The 18,442-nt window shown below is 54.0% G+C and carries 19 protein-coding genes; 10 read left to right on the forward strand and 9 right to left on the reverse strand.

Annotated elements, in window-relative coordinates; translation table 11 throughout:
• Positions 1-109: 109 nt before the first annotated feature.
• Entirely contained in the window at positions 110-2,005 is a 1,896-nt protein-coding gene (locus HCZ99_RS13575) for a propionyl-CoA synthetase (RefSeq protein WP_167447565.1), read from the reverse strand.
• Positions 2,006-2,473: 468 nt separating this feature from the next.
• Entirely contained in the window at positions 2,474-2,638 is a 165-nt protein-coding gene (locus HCZ99_RS13580; RefSeq protein WP_167447566.1) for a YdcH family protein, read from the reverse strand.
• Between the two features lie 114 nt (positions 2,639-2,752).
• Here HCZ99_RS13580 and HCZ99_RS13585 point away from each other — a divergent pair, with 114 nt between their 5' ends.
• Positions 2,753-3,376 carry a UbiX family flavin prenyltransferase gene (locus tag HCZ99_RS13585; protein ID WP_167447567.1) on the forward strand — a complete coding sequence of 208 codons (624 nt, stop codon included), beginning with the start codon at positions 2,753-2,755 and terminating at the stop codon, positions 3,374-3,376.
• Between the two features lie 122 nt (positions 3,377-3,498).
• On the opposite strand, the gene HCZ99_RS13590 is transcribed toward HCZ99_RS13585, so the two are convergent.
• Together HCZ99_RS13590 and HCZ99_RS13595 are read right to left on the reverse strand one after the other, a co-directional pair.
• A complete protein-coding gene (locus HCZ99_RS13590) occupies positions 3,499-3,972 on the reverse strand; it encodes a TIGR02444 family protein (RefSeq protein ID WP_167447568.1) in 474 nt (157 codons plus the stop codon).
• A 72-nt stretch (positions 3,973-4,044) separates the two neighbouring features.
• Positions 4,045-5,151 carry an ATP-dependent 6-phosphofructokinase gene (locus HCZ99_RS13595; protein ID WP_167447569.1) on the reverse strand — a complete coding sequence of 369 codons (1,107 nt, stop codon included), beginning with the start codon at positions 5,149-5,151 and terminating at the stop codon, positions 4,045-4,047.
• 108 nt (positions 5,152-5,259) lie between these two features.
• Here HCZ99_RS13595 and HCZ99_RS13600 point away from each other — a divergent pair, with 108 nt between their 5' ends.
• The gene (locus HCZ99_RS13600; protein ID WP_167447570.1) at positions 5,260-5,466 is read left to right on the forward strand and encodes a YdcH family protein; all 207 of its coding nucleotides are present in this window, start codon (positions 5,260-5,262) and stop codon (positions 5,464-5,466) included.
• Positions 5,467-5,768: 302 nt separating this feature from the next.
• On the opposite strand, the gene HCZ99_RS13605 is transcribed toward HCZ99_RS13600, so the two are convergent.
• Positions 5,769-6,608, reverse strand: a complete 840-nt coding sequence (locus HCZ99_RS13605; RefSeq protein ID WP_254869617.1) for a GGDEF domain-containing protein — start codon at positions 6,606-6,608, stop codon at positions 5,769-5,771.
• Between the two features lie 262 nt (positions 6,609-6,870).
• Between HCZ99_RS13605 and purE the strand changes: the two genes are divergently transcribed.
• From purE to HCZ99_RS13620, 3 genes are all read left to right on the forward strand, one after another.
• Positions 6,871-7,371: a 5-(carboxyamino)imidazole ribonucleotide mutase gene (gene purE / locus HCZ99_RS13610; RefSeq protein ID WP_167447571.1), complete on the forward strand. Its 501-nt coding sequence runs from the start codon at positions 6,871-6,873 to the stop codon at positions 7,369-7,371.
• A 131-nt stretch (positions 7,372-7,502) separates the two neighbouring features.
• On the forward strand, positions 7,503-8,591 hold the full coding sequence (locus tag HCZ99_RS13615) for a 5-(carboxyamino)imidazole ribonucleotide synthase (protein ID WP_167447572.1): 1,089 nt from the start codon (positions 7,503-7,505) through the stop codon (positions 8,589-8,591).
• A gap of 179 nt (positions 8,592-8,770) precedes the next feature.
• Entirely contained in the window at positions 8,771-9,430 is a 660-nt protein-coding gene (locus tag HCZ99_RS13620) for a thermonuclease family protein (RefSeq protein ID WP_167447573.1), read from the forward strand.
• 127 nt (positions 9,431-9,557) lie between these two features.
• Here the strand turns inward: HCZ99_RS13620 and HCZ99_RS13625 are convergent, their stop codons facing one another.
• A complete protein-coding gene (locus HCZ99_RS13625) occupies positions 9,558-10,253 on the reverse strand; it encodes a COQ9 family protein (protein WP_167447574.1) in 696 nt (231 codons plus the stop codon).
• Between the two features lie 10 nt (positions 10,254-10,263).
• Positions 10,264-10,851, reverse strand: coding sequence for a peptide deformylase (gene def / locus HCZ99_RS13630; RefSeq protein ID WP_167447575.1), 588 nt, complete (start codon positions 10,849-10,851; stop codon positions 10,264-10,266).
• A gap of 235 nt (positions 10,852-11,086) precedes the next feature.
• On the opposite strand from def, the gene rpsU reads away from it, so the two are divergent.
• The 3 genes from rpsU to HCZ99_RS13645 all read left to right on the forward strand — a co-directional run bounded on the left by rpsU (position 11,087) and on the right by HCZ99_RS13645 (position 13,437).
• Positions 11,087-11,290, forward strand: coding sequence for a 30S ribosomal protein S21 (rpsU, locus tag HCZ99_RS20715; RefSeq protein WP_007091098.1), 204 nt, complete (start codon positions 11,087-11,089; stop codon positions 11,288-11,290).
• Between the two features lie 249 nt (positions 11,291-11,539).
• Positions 11,540-11,923 carry a hypothetical protein gene (locus tag HCZ99_RS13640; protein WP_167447576.1) on the forward strand — a complete coding sequence of 128 codons (384 nt, stop codon included), beginning with the start codon at positions 11,540-11,542 and terminating at the stop codon, positions 11,921-11,923.
• An 89-nt stretch (positions 11,924-12,012) separates the two neighbouring features.
• Positions 12,013-13,437: a PepSY-associated TM helix domain-containing protein gene (locus tag HCZ99_RS13645; protein ID WP_167447577.1), complete on the forward strand. Its 1,425-nt coding sequence runs from the start codon at positions 12,013-12,015 to the stop codon at positions 13,435-13,437.
• A 137-nt stretch (positions 13,438-13,574) separates the two neighbouring features.
• On the opposite strand, the gene HCZ99_RS13650 is transcribed toward HCZ99_RS13645, so the two are convergent.
• A complete protein-coding gene (locus tag HCZ99_RS13650; protein WP_167447578.1) occupies positions 13,575-14,162 on the reverse strand; it encodes a hypothetical protein in 588 nt (195 codons plus the stop codon).
• 358 nt (positions 14,163-14,520) lie between these two features.
• Here HCZ99_RS13650 and HCZ99_RS13655 point away from each other — a divergent pair, with 358 nt between their 5' ends.
• Positions 14,521-15,996 carry a Na+/H+ antiporter family protein gene (locus HCZ99_RS13655; protein ID WP_368484265.1) on the forward strand — a complete coding sequence of 492 codons (1,476 nt, stop codon included), beginning with the start codon at positions 14,521-14,523 and terminating at the stop codon, positions 15,994-15,996.
• 393 nt (positions 15,997-16,389) lie between these two features.
• Positions 16,390-16,929 (forward strand): glycine-rich domain-containing protein, encoded by a 540-nt coding sequence (locus tag HCZ99_RS13660; RefSeq protein WP_167447579.1) that lies wholly within the window; start codon positions 16,390-16,392, stop codon positions 16,927-16,929.
• A gap of 103 nt (positions 16,930-17,032) precedes the next feature.
• Here HCZ99_RS13660 and HCZ99_RS13665 read toward each other — a convergent pair whose 3' ends face one another.
• The gene (locus HCZ99_RS13665; protein ID WP_167447580.1) at positions 17,033-18,430 is read right to left on the reverse strand and encodes an NAD(P)(+) transhydrogenase (Re/Si-specific) subunit beta; all 1,398 of its coding nucleotides are present in this window, start codon (positions 18,428-18,430) and stop codon (positions 17,033-17,035) included.
• Positions 18,431-18,442 lie beyond the last annotated feature (12 nt).

The raw sequence follows: 18,442 nt of genomic DNA on the forward strand, positions 1-18,442 counted from the left end.
AAATCCCGGCCGATGCCCTGGCCATAAAAAAACACCCGTCATCGGGGGAAATGACGGGTGTCAATTCGGCGACCTTTAAAATCGGGCCGCCAAAATATGAAGGGTACGGCTATTTCGCGTAGCCAATTTCCTTAAGGGCCTCGGAAATTTCCGGCAAAATCGCTGGATCATCGATGGTTGCGGGCGTGTTATAGCTTTCGCCATCGGCAATCGATCGCATGGTTTTGCGCAGGATTTTGCCCGACCGGGTTTTGGGCAAACGATCAACAATCGTTGCCTGCTTAAACGCTGCCACCGGGCCGATTTTATCGCGGACCATGGCAACAAGTTCGGCAATGATGGTTTCATTGGGCCGTGTGACCCCGGATTTCAACACGACAAAGCCAAGCGGCAATTGCCCCTTAAGGTCATCATGCACCCCAATCACCGCACATTCGGCAACGTCTTGATGCCCCGATAGGGCTTCTTCCATCGCACCAGTCGACAAACGATGCCCGGCGACATTGATGATGTCATCGGTCCGCGACATCACATAGATATAGCCATCATCATCAATAAAGCCCGCATCCCCCGTGGCATAGTATCCTGGGAATTCTTCCAAATAGGCCGACTTAAACCGGTCGTCATTCTGCCAAAGGGTCGGCAAGGTTCCCGGTGGCAGGGGCAGCTTGGTCACCAATGCGCCAATCTTGCCGCGTTCAAGCGGCTTGCCACCTTCGTCCACCACCTGCACGTCCCAGCCACAGACCGCGACAGTTGGGGAACCATATTTAATCGGCATCATTTCGATCCCGCGCGGATTGGCGCAAATCGACCAACCGGTTTCGGTTTGCCACCAGTGATCAATCACCGGCACGCCAAGGCTTTTCTCCGCCCATTGCAGGGTATCGGGATCGGACCGTTCCCCCGCAAGGTAAAGCGCCTCAAAACAGCTCAGATCATAATCGGCCATCAAGGATGCATTGGGATCATCCCGCTTAATCGCGCGAAATGCCGTCGGGGCGGTAAACAGGACCTTGACCCGATGTTGTGAAATCACCCGCCAAAACGCGCCCGCATCGGGCGTTCCGACCGGTTTTCCTTCATACATCACGGTGGTGCAGCCCGCCAAAAGCGGCCCATAAACGATATAGGAATGGCCAACAACCCACCCGACGTCGGACGCCGCCCAATACACATCGCCCGCATCCACGCCGTAAATATTCTTCATCGACCAATGCAACGCGACCATATGCCCGCCATTGTCACGGACAACGCCCTTTGGCTGGCCCGTGGTGCCCGACGTATACAGAATATAAAGCGGATCGGTCGCCGCCACCGAAACGCAATCAGCCGGTGTTGCCTTGGCGCATTCCCCGGCCCAATCATAATCACGCCCGTCAACAAGTTCGGCTGTGCATTGCGCACGCTGGAACATCAAAACGCTTTCGGGTTTGTGATCGGCCATTTCAATCGCACGATCCAAAAGCGGTTTATATTCAATCACCCGACTGCCTTCGATCCCGCAACTCGCCGCCAAGACCAGTTTTGGTTTCGAATCATTAAACCGCGTTGCCAATTCATTGGCGGCAAAGCCACCAAACACCACCGAATGGATCGCCCCGATCCGCGCACAGGCCAACATCGCCATCGCGGCCTGCGGGATCATCGGCATATAAATGATCACCCGATCACCTTTGGTCACGCCGCGCGCCTTAATCGCCCCGGCAAGGCGGGCAACTTCGTCGCGCAACTGGCGATAGGTGAATGTCTCAACGGTGGATGTGACCGGGCTGTCATAGATCAGGGCCGCTTGGTCGCCCCGACCATCGTCGATATGACGATCCAGCGCGTTAAAGCATGTATTGACCATGCCACCGGCAAACCAGCGGTAAAACGGCGGATTACTGTCATCAAGAACGCGGTCCCACTTCTTGTCCCAAGACAGCTTCTGCGCAGCCTCCCCCCAGAATTCTTCTGGGTTGGCAATCGAACGATCATAGATTTCCTGATAGCGACCGGTCATAGACAAAACATCCTCCCGCAAAGTTGGGTCTTACGCCCAAATGGTCTGCGTCGTGTGGCGCCGTGTATTGTCTGCTGACCGATCGGGTCAATCGCGCGCCAGCAAAATCAGCCGGGTCAGCGACAATGCGGATTGGCCTAAACCAATAAATCGGCATTATAATACCGATTTATTTTCCACTTGCCCCTTAGACATTGGTCGAGACCCCAAAACCCGCAGAAACCTGCGGACTGTAATCACTCCAAATTCATACCCTTACAGGGGATGATCCATGCAAGGCGGTCTTGACGTATATCGTGAAAGGATCAAAGCACGTGGCTTGAAGGGTGCCCACAAGAATGCCGCCTCACGTCGTGGGCGACTGTCGGAGGCGGCAAAAGATAAAGGATCAGAGTTTACGACGTCTCGAAACCGTCAGCACAGGTCAATCACGCTGATCATCACGTGACGATGACCTTGCATCGACGGCTAATGGGTTATTCGGTTTATCTCGTCCTTGATTTCAAGCTTGCGACGTTTAATGTCTGCGACAATCGAATCATCGGGCGCCGGTCGGCGCTGCTCGTGATGGAGGTCCTGCTCAAGTGCAGCATGTTTGGCAGTTAGAGCTTCGATATGGCTTTGAACGCTCATCGCCTACTCCTTATATCTGACATTGCCCACAAGAAGATGGTAGTAATTTTGTAACATGATTTCCAGTCTTTCGATCACCATCGTGAACTAGAACACAGGCCAACAAGGATCGGCATGACCCAAAAAGATCGACTTATCATTGGCATAACCGGCGCATCCGGGGTGATTTACGGCATACGTTTTTTACAATTGCTCAAAAACACGCCGATCGAGACTCATTTGGTCCTCTCTAAGGCGGCAGAGCGTACCATCGCCTATGAGACCGATTTTAAAATTCGCGAAATCAAAGAGATGGCCGACGTCCTGCACGACATCGCCGACATCGGTGCACCGATTGCGTCTGGTTCCTTCCGGGCACGCGGCATGGTGATTGCCCCCTGCTCGATGAAGTCCCTGGCCGAGGTTGCCAGCGGAGTCGCCGATAATTTGATCGCACGCGCCGCCGATGTGATGCTCAAAGAACGCCGTCGTCTGGTCCTGATGGCGCGTGAAACCCCGCTGCATGCCGGGCATATTCGCAACATGGCGCAAGCCACGGAAAACGGCGCAATCATTGCCCCGCCGGTCCCGGCCTTCTATGCCCGTCCGACATCGCTTGATGAAATGGTCACGCAAAGCTGCGGTCGGATTTTGGATCTCTTTGACATTGATCTGCCCGAAACCGCCCGCTGGGGCGACGAAGATGCCCTAAACCACATCCCGGTAACCGGCAAGCCGCGCAATCGGCAACCAGACTAGGGTGATAGCTTAATAGGCTAAAAAGGCTGATAGGGCTCATAAGACTGATCCGCCAAGCGCCCGTCATCGCACGTGCGCTTGGCCGAAAACCTCTCGGCTTTGCGGTTTCGGATCACTTGGCTTTATGCCGTCTCGCTCAACCCCATCAAGCCACAAAGCGATGCAAACGCCGCGTCACATTCCGCCTGGCTTAAATCAAACCGTGTCGGCGATAAATACGCCCGTGCTGCCGCCAAACCATCGCTGGCGGCAACGGTTTGAACGGTGTCACACAGAATATGTTGCTCGATCCGTTCGGCCTGAAGCTCGTCTGATTTGACTTTCTGGCGCAATGCTTGCGCCGCATCGCCTTGGGCATTTTTCAAATACCGTCGGGTTTGGCGCAACGGAATAATCACATTATCCCGCCAGTCTTTCACCGCGGTTTCAAGCGCCGAAATACTGCTGGGGGCTTTGCCCTGCGTGCCCAGATAGAACATGAACAACATCATGTTCACATCCAGCCCGCAGCGCTCCTGAAGCGTTAGAAATAACGGCGCAACGCCGTCACGGCCATACATCTTGACCGTGAACTGCCAAACATCTTCGTGGTCCATCGCCAACCCAACCTATGTGTTTTTTGTTCTCTGACGGGCTTATTGCGCGCCAGATCTTAAACCGTCTTTATCTTAAACCGTCTTTGCCGTGCGCGCGATCTTTGGCGGTTCACCAAGATACGCGCCAAGCCCCTTGGCGGTCGAAACCATCGTTCCGGCGGTCTCGACCAAACGCGGGCCGACAATAACATCTTGCATGGCAACATCGACGACTTTGCGGCGTGACCATGCAACAACCCGGTCAAATTTCTGATCGGCAATCAAATCGACCGCATGCACGCCAAAGGCCGATGCAATCACCCGGTCGCGTGGTGATGGAATACCACCGCGTTGAACATGGCCCAAAACCGTCACCCGGGTTTCCCAGCCGGTGCGCGCCCCCAATTCATCGGCCAACCAATGACCAATGCCGCCATATCGGGCCTTTTGGCCGTCATTACCCTGTGTCACTGCCGCGCCGTCATCGCGTTTAACCGCCTCGGCAACAATCACCAGCGCATGATTGCGCCCGCGCTTGCGGATATTCAGGCAATGCTCGGTCAGGGCCTCAAGATCATAATCCATTTCCGGGATCAAAATCGCATCCGCCCCACCGGCCACCCCGGCAAACAGGGCAATATGCCCGGCATCACGGCCCATCACCTCAAGGATCATGATCCGATCATGGGATGCGGCCGTTGGCTGCAACCGATCAAGTGCTTCCACCGCAACATTAACCGCCGTGGTAAAGCCGACCGAATATTCCGTCAGGGCCAAGTCGTTATCAATCGTTTTGGGAATCCCCACCAGATTGATGCCGCCCTTTTTGGCAAGGCGGTGCAAGATGGACATGCTGCCATCCCCGCCAACCCCGATCAGCGCATCAAGACCCAGCGTGTGATACCCGCGAATGACATCATCGGACCGGTCGGCAAAGCTGCCATCGGGCATGGGATAGTTAAACGGATCACCCTTGTTGATCGTGCCAAGGATTGTGCCGCCCATGCGCAACATCGCGTCGTTATTAACCTGATCATTCAGGTCAATCGCCTGTGGCGGGTCTTGCATCAAACCATGGGTGCCTTGGCGAATGCCGACCACGTCCCAGCCATAGCCAAGGACAGCGCGCCGCACCACCGCCAGAATAACCGCGTTCAATCCCGCGCAATCCCCACCGCTGGTCAAAATACCGATCCGCATCTGCCTTCTCCGTCCTATTGGCGCTTTTGTAACAAATCATATGGGTTGCCCATGTGATATCTGTTAATATCATTCTCACTTCGCGTTGATTAAGAAGCTGGATCAAAAATGGACGAAATCAATCAGATCGAGATTGAAAAGAAATTGATGTCGTTGCGCGAGGAACACCGGGATCTCGATGTTGCCATTGAACAAATGGCAAGCTCCCCGCATCACGACCAACTGCGTCTTGGGCGCATGAAAAAGCGCAAACTCGGCCTTAAAGACGAAATTCGTTATGTCGAGTCGCAGCTGGTTCCAGACATCATTGCCTGATGGACGCCCATTTACTTCATGATATTGGGGTGCCCTGCCCGGCGTATTAAACGCCGTCGGCCTCCCTGCATCTTGGCATCCTCGCATCCCATATCAGATGCAAACGCGCGACCGTGACGTTCCACAAAACGCAACGTCATAGAACTGAACCAATCCACGCCCCTTCACCGCACCACGTGACAGCGTGAAAACAACGCAGCGGCCTTAAAAAGCCGTGGCGATAGCGATCTCTCGGTCAATTTCGTCAGCGGGAAGGTTTATCGCCGGGGTGATGGATGCCCGCAAAGGCAAGCTGCCTTAAATCACACCCCGAACGGAATGCGGGCAAGTTGGGCAAGACAGGTTTGTTTTTCCGCACGCAGCGAAGAATCCGCGGCATTTAAGGCCGAATGCGCATCATCCCCATTGCGTATTTCATAAATGCCAAACACCGGATGCACGGCGACCGCCTGCCCATTATGGGAATACGGTTGGCGGGAAATCTGACGGATAATGGCATCGGCCCGTTGGCGCGTATCGTCCTTATCGACATTATACAGCAACGCGACAAAGTCATTGCAGCCCAGATACCCCAACTGATGGGGTGGCATGATAAATTGCGCCATTGTTTGATGCACATGGCGAAACACACCGTCTTTGCAGTCCTGCCCATGAAGCTGCAAAATCTCTTCAATATTGGCCAATTCACACACAACCAGCATCCGGGTCGTTCGATCCGTGCCCTGAATGGTCATTTCATTTTCAAGGATTTGCATAAAGGCCGGACGGCTCAGCGCACCGGTAAACGGATCGCGCCCTTCGGTCCGGGCCAAAAGGCTGTGATGCTTTTTAAGGTTGGTCAGCTTATCGCTTAACCCGTTAATCCGCACCATCAGCCGGCCAATCGCCTGCTCGACCGCGGGCGTTACCTGTTCATCGGGAATGCCCAAAACATTGGCGATATCGGCACTTTGTACTGGGGGTTTTTCAATGGGATCTGGCAGGTCAGCGGTATCAATATCCACGGCATGACGTTGGTCATCGCGCGAACGACGGCCCGTCGCGTCCTTGCCATAGGCAAACGCCGTATATGGATTTGATGAATACCTTCCATCTCCTCCACCCATAGAGGGTATCGACGATGGCGGTCTTGTGACCTTCATGTCTGACCTTTCCGCGCTACGTGCGCAGTTATATAAGAATTACTTAAATAATAAATTAAAACTGCCGCCAAGTCACCTGCTATTCAACCATAAATAAGGATAGGCTTGATCTATACATATGATCAGGTTTGCGTACGCTTGCGGCGATCAGTCGTGTGTTTAAAACTCTGTCTTGTCTTGGCGCGTCAGTAAGCTTGCATGATACCGGTTGCTGCATATAATGCGGCCCTTCACGAAACCGCCCGCAAACGGAGCCGCCAACATGAGCGATCAAACCCCGGTCATCGGCATTATTATGGGAAGCCAGTCAGACTGGGAAACCATGAAAAACGCTGCAGATGTCCTTGATGTGCTGAACGTTCCTTATGAAACGAAAATCGTTTCAGCCCATCGCACCCCTGATCGCCTGTATGATTATGCCAAATCGGCAAAATCGCGCGGCCTGAAGGTCATCATTGCTGGCGCGGGTGGTGCCGCCCACCTTCCGGGTATGGCCGCTGCCATGACCCCGCTTCCCGTCCTTGGCGTTCCGGTACAAAGCAAAACCCTTAAAGGGCTGGATAGCTTGCTGTCGATTGTCCAGATGCCGGGCGGCGTTCCGGTCGGGACCCTTGCCATTGGATCGGCCGGGGCAAAGAATGCCGGGCTGATGGCTGCTGAAATCATGGCGCTGATGGATGATAATCTCGCCAGCCGCCTTGATGACTGGCGCGCGGCCCAAACCGATGCCGTGGCAGACGCGCCGGTTGATCCGGCCCCGTAACACGCAACACACGATGCGCGCCCGGTGGGGCGCGTTTTTGTTTTGGTCACATACCGCCAAAGCACGAAAACACCGAAACACAAAATACCCAACGGCCGCATACCGGCATCCAATGATCATTCGAGGAACACATGTCGCAGGACTTCGACACGCGCGTTATCGCACCGGGCAGCACCATCGGCATCATGGGCAATGGCCAGTTGGGCCGAATGGCCGCCTTCTGTGCCGCCGAACTTGGTTACAAGGTCCATGTGTTTGGTCCGGGTTCTGACAGCCCGACCGAACAGGTCTGTGCCAAGGCAACCGTTGCCAATTACGATGATCTTGATGCCCTGCGCGCCTTTGCCGAAGATGTCGATGTGGTGACATTTGAATTTGAAAATGTCCCCCATGATAGTGTGAAATTGCTGTCCGAACTGGTCCCGGTGCGTCCGGGTTGGAAATGTCTGCATCTTTCGCAAAACCGTCTGCGCGAAAAATCCTTCTGCAATGATCATGGCATCGGCACCGCCCCGTTTGAGGCCGTCCGTTCCCTTGCCGATCTCGAATCCGCCGTTGCCAAACTTGGCCGCCCATCGGTTCTGAAAACCACCGAAATGGGCTATGACGGCAAAGGTCAGGTCAAGATCACCGACGAGATCGATCTTGCCGATGCTTGGGCCGAAATGAACAATGCCGAAGCCATCCTTGAAGGTTTCATTTCGTTTGAACGCGAAATCTCGGTCATTGTCGCGCGCGGTGTCACCGGCGATACCGCCTGCTTCTGCCCGGTCGAAAACGTGCATACCAACCATATTCTCGATGTCACCGTCGCCCCGGCAGAAATCGCCGATGACCTGTCGAAAAAGGCCGAAGCCATGGCGATCAAACTCGCCCATGCGATGGAATTTGTGGGTCTGCTGGCGGTTGAAATGTTTGTCACCACCGATGGCAGCATTCTGGTCAATGAGGTCGCTCCGCGCCCACACAATTCCGGGCATTGGACGATTGATGCCTGTGTCACCAGCCAGTTCGAACAATTTATCCGGGCTGTCTGTGGCCTGCCGCTTGGCGATCCGACCCATCATTCCAAAGCCCGGATGAAAAACCTTTTGGGTGACGACATTAACGACTGGCAGGCAATTTTGGCCGACCCGACGGCAAAACTGCACCTGTATGGCAAGGCCGAAGCAAAACCGGGCCGCAAAATGGGCCACGTCACCTGGGTCCTGCCAAAATAAGGCTGATACCCCGGTCCCAGAACCCCGCATTTACGCCCCGGATACCACACTGTATCCGGGGCTTTTCTTTGCGCATCAATCCGTTACCGCCAAAACACCCGGCCAAGCATTTTGTGCCGGGCGAACTGGCATCAGACTTGCTGATAGGAAGGCAGGAAACTCTTTTCGGATGAAACGCGATGAAAAAACTGCTCTTCATTGTTTCGGTACTGTTTGGCGTCCTGTTTATTCAGGGTCCCCAAAACCGCGCTGTTGCGGCCCCCGGTGCTGCGGGCTTCCCGCAAGTCATCGAAGGCGACAAGCTGCGTTTTGGGAATATGATTGTCGAACTGTTTGGCATTCGCGCCCCGCGTACCGGCATGATCTGCCGGGCGGGCAGCATTGAATTTCAATGCGGTGACGCCGCCACACAGGCCCTGCGCCGCATCATCGAAAACTATGCGGTTAAATGCCAGCAAGTCTCAGAAACCCAACTGTTTCCGATGCTGACCGAATGCACCATGGGGCGCAGTGACCTGAACCGTCTTTTGCTGCGTGCCGGCTGGGCCTTGGTCGATATGGCCAGCTGCGACAGCAACCCGACCTGTGCGACATATTTGCGCGATCAGGCCTTTGCCAAGGAAAACCGCAAAGGCATGTGGATGGGCACCCCGCCCCATGAATTGGTCGCCCTCGCCGCCAAACCAAAATCACGCGACACCAATGTCGCCAGCGATGACAATAATTCCGACGACGAAAATTACGTCACCGGGCCAATCGCGATCAACCTTGCCGCGGAAATGGAAAAAGCCAACGAGCCGGATCGCACGTTGCTAAGCTTCCTCGACCCGACATCTTAGGTCTTGGGTCTTAAGCCTAAAACAAACACACCGTGCTGAGTTTCCTTTGGCACCGCCACAAAAAAACGCCACCGCGCATTATGCCGGTGGCGTTTTGTTTTATCTGTCGGCAGAAGTTGGCTTGAACTTAACTGCTAAACTGGCGGCGGATACGCCCCGGTGTCGGCATACAGCGGGCAACCTTGGCACCGATCTTAAACGGTGCTTTGGCAATTGCGCCAGCTTTGCTGATCTTGCCGGTGATTTTCGGGATTTGCATCACATTGCCAATCCGGCGATCCAAAAACGCCCATGTATCGCCATGGCCCTCGGATGTGTCATCAAGCCAATAGGCCAATGTCGATGCATAGACACCCGCCAGCAACATGCGCTTGGTGTACCAATTGTGATCGGTCGATGTGTCGCCCGCGGCAATCCACATTTTATCAACCGTCCCATGGGTCAGTTTAAGCCCCTTGGCGACATTTTGCGGCAACGCGGTCCATGCAAGGGCGGCCCGCACGGCATCTTTATGCTTTTCCACAAGATCAAGACGGGTTTTCACCGCAACCGCGATCCGTTCACGGATTTTCATCTGATCAAGTGACAGTTCATCGAGTGCCTCGACCATCTTGCGGTCGGTCAGCTCGACAAAGGTGATGATCGCCTGTCCGGTGCCCTGTGGCAAAAGGCGATCAACCTCGCCCGGTGCCAGATCAAGGTCCTCGGCCCCGGCCAACAAGGCCTGCTTGGTCCAACCATCAAAAGGCACATGTTCCAATGCGGCTTCGACCAAGGCTTCGCGCTGGGCGCGCAGTCGGGATATGCTTTCGGAAACGGTCATTTATGCCTCCTTAAGGTTCATCAGACTCGACCACCGCATCACCCGATGCCGCGGCTTGCCTGAATGTCGTTTCAGGCGGGTATTCGCGTAATTCTTCGTTGAAACCAAGCAACGTCATATCTTCTATACGTTCCGGATACATCACGCCGATCAAATGATCATATTCGTGTTGCAGCACACGCGCATGGAAACCACCCGCGATGCCTTCAACTTCTTCGCCCTTTTCATTTAACCCGCGGTAACGGATTTTGTTCCAACGCGGCACCACGCCCTGCAATCCGGGAATCGACAAACAGCCTTCCCAGCCATCAACGATTTCATCGCCAATCGCCTCTATTTCCGGGTTGATCAGAACGCTCAGCGGAACTTCACCATCGTCGGGATCATCGCTTTTGCGAAGAGACGGCACAAAATAGACCATGATCGCTTTGGATTGAAACACCTGTGGCGCCGCAAGGCCAACGCCCCCGGCATCCTTCATGGTGTCCATCATATCCGCAATCAGTTGCTGGATCTCAGGATCAAGCGGGTCTTCGACCCGGTCTGCGACAGCACGTAAAACCGGGTGGCCCATCCGGGCAATTCTAAGGATCGACATAGCCCTATATCCAACCAAAATGCCCCCTGTGTAAAGCCCCTATGCATCCCCCATCATGCCTTGGCGTTTTAAGCCAGCCCCACGAATAAACGCCAAAGGCGAATATCCTCTTCCCTCTTTTCTTTTTCGCCGGTTTGCACTATATACAGCCCACGGTCATGTTGACCGTAAATCCAACCGGTAGGCATTCCGCCTGTCCGGGTGTTTTTGTTTTTTTGAAAGGAGCGTGGTTTCCGTGCAGGTAATCGTTCGCGACAACAATGTCGATCAGGCTCTGAAAGCCCTTAAGAAAAAGATGCAGCGTGAGGGCATTTTCCGTGAGATGAAACTCCGTCGTCACTTTGAAAAGCCGTCGGAGAAGAAAGCTCGCGAAGGGGCGGAAGCAGTCCGTCGTTCCCGCAAGCTGGAGCGTAAGCGCATCGAGCGTGAAGGCTTCTAGTCTTCTTTTTCACTTTCGGGGTATCTCGAACGTGATACTGCATGGTCGAATTTAGCGCGCTAAATTCGGACCCGTGCGCCAAACCCGCCTCGGAGCAATCCGGGCGGGTTTGGTTTTTTATGGCCCCTGCTGATTCCCCAGATTTCAAAACCGAATAATTCTCGTGGTCTAGTCCTTTGAAATCGGCTAAAAAGAATACAGGTCGTTGTCATTGAGCTCCCCTCAATGACATCACTTGGGGAACGATCCATGTCAGGTTTGCGATCAAAAGCTCGGTTGATGGTCCGCATTTTATGCGTGACAGCCTTGATGCTTGCGGGTGTGTCGCACAAGCTGGCGTCATTTGGACCCGTTCCCGACGCGGATCTTGCAAATTATGCCTTGCCTGACGGCACGCTTCCCGTTCTGTGCCTGAGTGGCCAGGCAAGCGATCCGGACAACGACAAGGGATTGCTTGAGTCGTGCGAATTCTGTCGTATCGCTGCGGCGGTTATCCTGCCCGATAATCCATCCGTTCCGACACCGATCGAATTCGTAACACGTGTGTTCCCCCAACTGCCCAGACGGGTTGAACTGCGTGTGGCAATCCATGACACACCCGCGATCCCGCGCGCCCCACCCTTCTTCGTCTGATCTGCCCATCATTGACCGCAGTGATTGCACTTCCTCATCGCAGCTTTCTGCGGTTTTTTGTGCATTTCTGATGAAAAAGGTACATCTCCATGACAAAGCAAACCGCTTTGGCGGATGCGCCTGTGCGTGATCGCGAACAACGCACAGTTTCACGCAAATTCTATATGGCCGCATGGCGCTGGCATTTTTATGCTGGCCTCTATGTCGTCCCGTTCCTTTTGATGCTGGCTGTGACCGGCCTGATGATGATGTATTTCAACGTCATCGAAACACGCTTTGGTGACCGCATCCTTGCGTCCGCTGGCCAACATCAATCCCTGACCGCACAGGCCAAGGCCGCCGCCAACAGCCTTCCGGACGGATCAGTCAGCCAATATATCGCGCCGATTGACGATAACCTTGCCACCATGTTTCTGGTCGATAGCGGCGGAAAGCAGCATGTTGTCACCGTTGACCCGGTCACCACCGAAATCCGTGAAACCATTGTCAAAGATGACAGTTGGTTTTATTGGGCAAGTGATATCCACGGCGAACTTCTGATTGGCGATCTTGGTGACCGCCTGATCGAAATTGCCGCAGGTCTTGGCATCGTTCTAATAATCACAGGCCTCTATATGTGGTGGCCCCGCAACGGCAAAGGCCTTCGCAGGGTACTTTGGCCCGATTTTTCAGCAACGCGTCGGACATTCTGGAAAGAACTCCATGTCACATCAGGTTTTTACATATCTGTTGTTTTGTTCTTTTTCCTGATTTCCGGCCTGTCTTGGGCTGGAATATGGGGTGGACAGTTCGTTCAAGCCTGGAGCACCTTTCCCGCCGAAAAATGGGATAATGTTCCACTTTCTGACGATATCCATGCCGATATGAACCATGGCGTACTGCATGATGCACCATGGGGCCTCGAACAGACCCCGATGCCCGCATCCGGATCAGACATCGGCACAACCGGCCTTCCAAAAGGTACGGCTATCAACCTTGACAGCATGAACACCTTCGCGCGCTCCATCGGGTTTAGCGGCCAGTACCGCATCAACCTGCCGCATGGCGAAGACGGCGTTTACACCCTTTCCGCCGACACCATGAGTGGCGATAGCGTCCCTCCCACCGGGGACCGCACCATTCATATCGACCAATATAGCGGCAAGGTTCTGGCCCAAGTCACATATGATGACTATTCGCTTGGCGCCAAAAGCATGGCCGTTGGGATTGCCCTTCATCAGGGCGATCTAGGATGGTGGAATGTCATCGCCAATACGCTTTTCTGCCTGACCGTCATCTTCCTGTGTATCAGTGGGATTGTGATGTGGTGGATGCGCCGTCCGGCAAATGCGCAAAGTCTGCGTTTAACCCCGCCGCCGCTTCCCAACAATTTGCCACTGTGGAAGGGCGCTGTGTTCCTGATGCTGGTTCTGTCCTTGGCCTTCCCTCTTACCGGAATAACCCTTGTGACAGTGCTGGCACTTGATGTGCTTATCTTATCAAGGGTGCCTGCCCTACAACGTGCCTTTGGCTAACCCATCCCCCGCCAAACCCTTTGGCGGGGGATTTGTTTTCTAAGCTGACTTGCAGATCGAATTCCCGCCATCTGCCAGCATCGGCGTGCCAGTAACAAAGCTTGACGGATCAGACACCAGGGACAAGGGGCAAAGGGTCAATTGCCAGAAACCCATGCCCGGATGTCATCAAGCACAGACGGCTCATAGCCAATCGGCTTTGGCATCGGCTCTGATCGCACCAAAATCCCCGCCTGCCCGCGATACACCGTGTAAATCACATCTGGCGCAATATCGGTAAAGGTCGAACTGCCATATTCGGCATCGACAAAAAAGTTCCAGTCCGAAAGGTAATTGGCAATGTCGCGCACATCGCCCTGACCAAGTTCATAGGCCAGATGCGGTCGGGTGTTTTCTTTCTCAATATCGCCATACCGTCCTTCAAACCGCACAAGCTTATAACGCGCATCCATGCCCAGAATATTGGCCCATGGCTTAAGCTTTAAAAACTCGGCATCAATGCGCCACTGATCGCCATAAATCTCATAAGTTCCACCAACGCCATCATCATCGGACACCAGATGGGCGGTAAAAACATCTTCCGACACCGGCACAAAATAAAGCGACGCAATCGGGGTTTCGGCGGTCAGGCGCACATAGGTCAGCACGGTCAATCCCATCGACGCCACCAATGCGACCGACAGAACAACCACCAACACCAACGAAATTTTCACCAACCGAAACATGGGATGTTCCCCAACCAGAACCCACTTAACACACGCTGTTTTAAACTTATACGCAGCACATCGGACCTAAAAAAGGCAACCGCCCGCCCCATAAGCAGACCAGCAAAAACGGCGCATTTAATCTTAACGGCTTAGCGCTTAATAAAGTTCCGCCGTCTGCGTGCCCGGCGTTTAATCGGCCAAATCCCAAGCAATATAAGTTTGACGTCACGTAGAATTGGGCTAAACACGCCGCTTAAGATCAATCGTCATGCGTGCTGCCCTTCTTTTTATGAAATCCCCCATCAGACCGATCTGTTTTGGCCCGACCGGGACGCGGCATGTGTGACGCTCGCTTGTCCAACAGGGAGACCTGACTGTGTCCTATCGCCCCACTGCCGATGCGGTCCCCGCCGCAGCGGATTATACTGGCCGATATCGCCTGACCCGCGTTCTGCCGGTTATCGTTGCCTTTGCCGCCATTTACGGCATCGCGATGATCGCCGACTATCATATCAATGCCGTGCTTCTGACCATTGCGGTCATGATCGCGCTGTGTTTGTTGCGGGTACCGGTTCCCATTGCGCTGATTTCGGCCGCCTTGCTTGGCGGGTTACATGCGGGCATGGATACCGCGACTGCCATTGGCGCACTGAATGACAATCTGTTGGTTGGTGCGCAGGTCGGCATGACCTATGTGATGATCGGGGCCTTTGCGGTTGCGATTGCCCGCTCTGGCCTGTTGGATTTGTTCGCGCAAAAAATCGCCGCCCAGGTTGGCACGGATGCACAATCCACATCCAAGGGCCTGAAATGGTTCCTGTTTGCGATCTTTATCTTCTGCTCGCTGATTTCACAGAACCTTGTGCCGGTGCATATTGCCTTTATCCCGGTGATGATCCCGCCCCTTTTGGGCGTATTTAACAAGCTGCGCATGGATCGCCGTGCGGTTGCCTGCATTCTCGCCTGCTCCATGAGCACGTCTTACCTGCTGCTGCCCACCGGTTTTGGCGCGATTTACCTCAACGAAATCCTGATGGCCAATGTCAACGACGTCGGGGCGGCGTATAACCTGTCCATGACAGCCGATATGGCCCCGCGCGCAATGTTTCTGCCGGTGATGGGGATTATTGCTGGCATGCTGGTGGCGGTGTTCATCACATACCGCAAACCGCGCGACTACGTGACGGACGAAACATCCGCCCTTGCCCTTAAAACTGCCGAGCCGGTTAAGATTAACCCGCTGCAACTGATCGCAACCCTTGCGGCCTTGGCCGCCGCCCTGATTTGTCAGTTGAAATTTGACAGCCTTTTGATCGGTGCGATGATCGGCTTTGTCATTTTGGCGGCATCGGGTGTGTTTCGCTGGCGCGAACAGGATGACGTCTTTACCGAAGGCATGCGCATGATGGCGCAGATTGCCGTGATCATTACCATTGCGTCGGGCTTTGCCGGGGTTTTGGATGCCACCGGCGAAATTGCCCCACTGGTGCAAGCCAGTGCCGAACTGATCGGCGACAACAAGGCACTTGGTGCTTTGATCATGCTGCTGGTCGGCCTGTTCATCACCATTGGCTTTGGCGATTCCTTTGCCAGCGTGCCGATCTTGGCCCCGATCTATATCCCGCTGGCCTTGGCCCTTGGCTTTTCACCCATGGCAACCATTGCCCTGCTGGGTGCCTCGGCGGCATTGGGGGATGCAGGCTCCCCGGCATCGACCATTACGCTCGGCGCCACTTCGGGCCTTAATGCCGACGGCCAGCATGACCACGTCAAAGACTCCGTCATCCCAACCTTCATCCACGCCAACTTCGGTATGGTCCTGTTTGCCTGGGTCGCCGCAATGGTTCTCTAACCCCATCTTGCGACCACAGCACCACAAAAAACACCCGCCTGACACAGATCAGGCGGGTGTTTTCGTTTATGGCTTTAACCGCAAAGGGTTTGGCTGAAACTGACGTCTACAGTCCCGGCACCGAAACCTTCTTTGATCCCACCCCAGCCACCGCGACCAAACAAAAAGGGCAGCCCGATGGACTGCCCTTTCGCTAAGATCGATGGATCATGCTTAACCGCTAGTCATCCAGATGAACAAAAAAAAATTTCGCGCTCAAACTTCACCTATAGAGAAGAACTTTAGTTTTTTCCTGCGTTTTTGAAGCCTAACCACCCCAAAGAATAACTTACTTAAGTGAAATAAAATTCAACCCATGATAGATTTATATTCCCCAATAAAACGGAGGACGTCATGAACGCAGCCTTAGCTGAAGCTCTTACTAAATGCACTCAAATCGTCGCGGGCCTAGATTTCAATCTACAAAAACGAAAAATGGTCGAGGTTCAAGGATGGACACAGGAAGCTGTCGATATAATGGAGAATGAGTACCGAAAGTTCTTAGCATTATCGGCCGCACTTGAAGTGACCCAAGACGAGACCGTAGTTGTCCCAAATAGGACAATCGACCTATTTTGGCATGCGCACATCATGGATACCGAGAAATATCACAATGATTGTGACGCCGTCTTTGGCCATTACTTACATCACTTCCCATATTTTGGAATGCAAGACAGCGCAGATACACAAAACTGGCAAAACTGCTCAAGCAACGCAAACGCCCTTTGGGAAGAGGCATTTGGTGACCCTCTATACGAAGAGCATACGAACGAAGATGCTTATCAGTTAGACAAAAAATGGGCGACCGACCTATCAAAATCTATTGTTGTATCAGCTATGAGTCCTCCAAAACGGTGCATGAGAAAGAACTGTAAACCTCAAAAATGCAGATAATCTGTTACTAGATTTTTCAACCTCTTGTGCAAAGCCAAGAAATAAAGAAAGGCGGCCCAAATGGGCCGCCTTTCTTTCTACAAATCTTAGCTCTGATATTCGGCTAATCATCCAGATGACCGACGATTTCCTCACACATCTTTTTGGCGTCACCAAACAGCATCATCGTATTGTCCTTAAAGAACAACTCGTTCTGAATGCCGGCATAACCAGCCGACATGCCACGTTTGATGAACAGCACGGTTTTGGCTTTTTCGACCTCAAGGATCGGCATGCCAAAGATCGGGCTGGATGGATCGGTTTTGGCCGCCGGGTTGGTGATGTCGTTGGCCCCAATCACAAAGGCCACATCCGCCGACCCGAAATCACGGTTGATTTCGTCCATTTCCAACACGTCTTCATAGGGCACATTGGCTTCCGCCAGCAGCACATTCATGTGACCGGGCATACGCCCCGCAACCGGGTGAATGGCATAACGCACCTTAACGCCCTCGGCCTTAAGGATATCGGCCATTTCACGCAGCGCATGCTGTGCCTGCGCGACCGCCATGCCATAGCCCGGCACGATGATCACGCTAGATGCGTTTTTCATGATGAATGACGCATCATCAGCAGACCCCGACTTCACAGGACGATCCGCATCGCCACCGGCAACAGCGGCACTTTCGCCTTCGGCGCCAAAGCCGCCAAAGATGACGTTAAAGATCGACCGGTTCATGCCTTTACACATGATGTAAGACAGGATCGCACCCGATGCCCCCACCAGCGCACCGGTGATGATCAAGGCATTATTTTGCAGCGTAAAGCCGATGCCACATGCCGCCCAACCCGAATACGAGTTCAGCATGGACACAACAACCGGCATGTCCGCCCCGCCAATCGGAATGATCAACGTGATGCCCAGAACAAGGGCCAGGATTACCAAAATCCAAAACGCCATGTGGCTTTCGGTCACCACCAAAATGACGCCAAAGACAACAATCGCAATCGCGATCGCAAGGTTCAGCATATGCTGCCCGGTAAAGCGCACAGGCGTGCCCGAGACAATGCCCTGCAACTTGCCAAACGCTACCAACGACCCGGTAAAGGTGATGGCACCAATCGCAACACCCAGCCCCATTTCAATCAGGCTGGCTGCACCGATATTACCCGCCGTTCCGATGCCATAGGCACCCGGCGAATAAAGGGCAGCACCGGCGACAAACACAGCCGCCAAACCGACAAGCGAGTGAAAGGCCGCCACCAATTGCGGCAGCGCAGTCATTTTGATCTTAAGCGCGATCACCGTACCGATCGAACCGCCAATCAGAATGCCGACGATAATGGTGGTATAAGACAGCACCTCGGGCGATGCCAGCGTGGTCGCAATGGCGATTGCCATCCCCACCATGCCAAGGATATTGCCCGTACGTGCAGAGTCAGGTGACGACAGCCCGCGCAATGACAGGATGAAGCAGACCGAGGCCACCAGATAAAGGAAAGCCGATAGGTTTTCCGACATTGTGTGTTCCCC

The organism is Thalassospira lucentensis, assembly GCF_011806425.1.
Lineage (GTDB): Bacteria > Pseudomonadota > Alphaproteobacteria > Rhodospirillales > Thalassospiraceae > Thalassospira > Thalassospira lucentensis_B.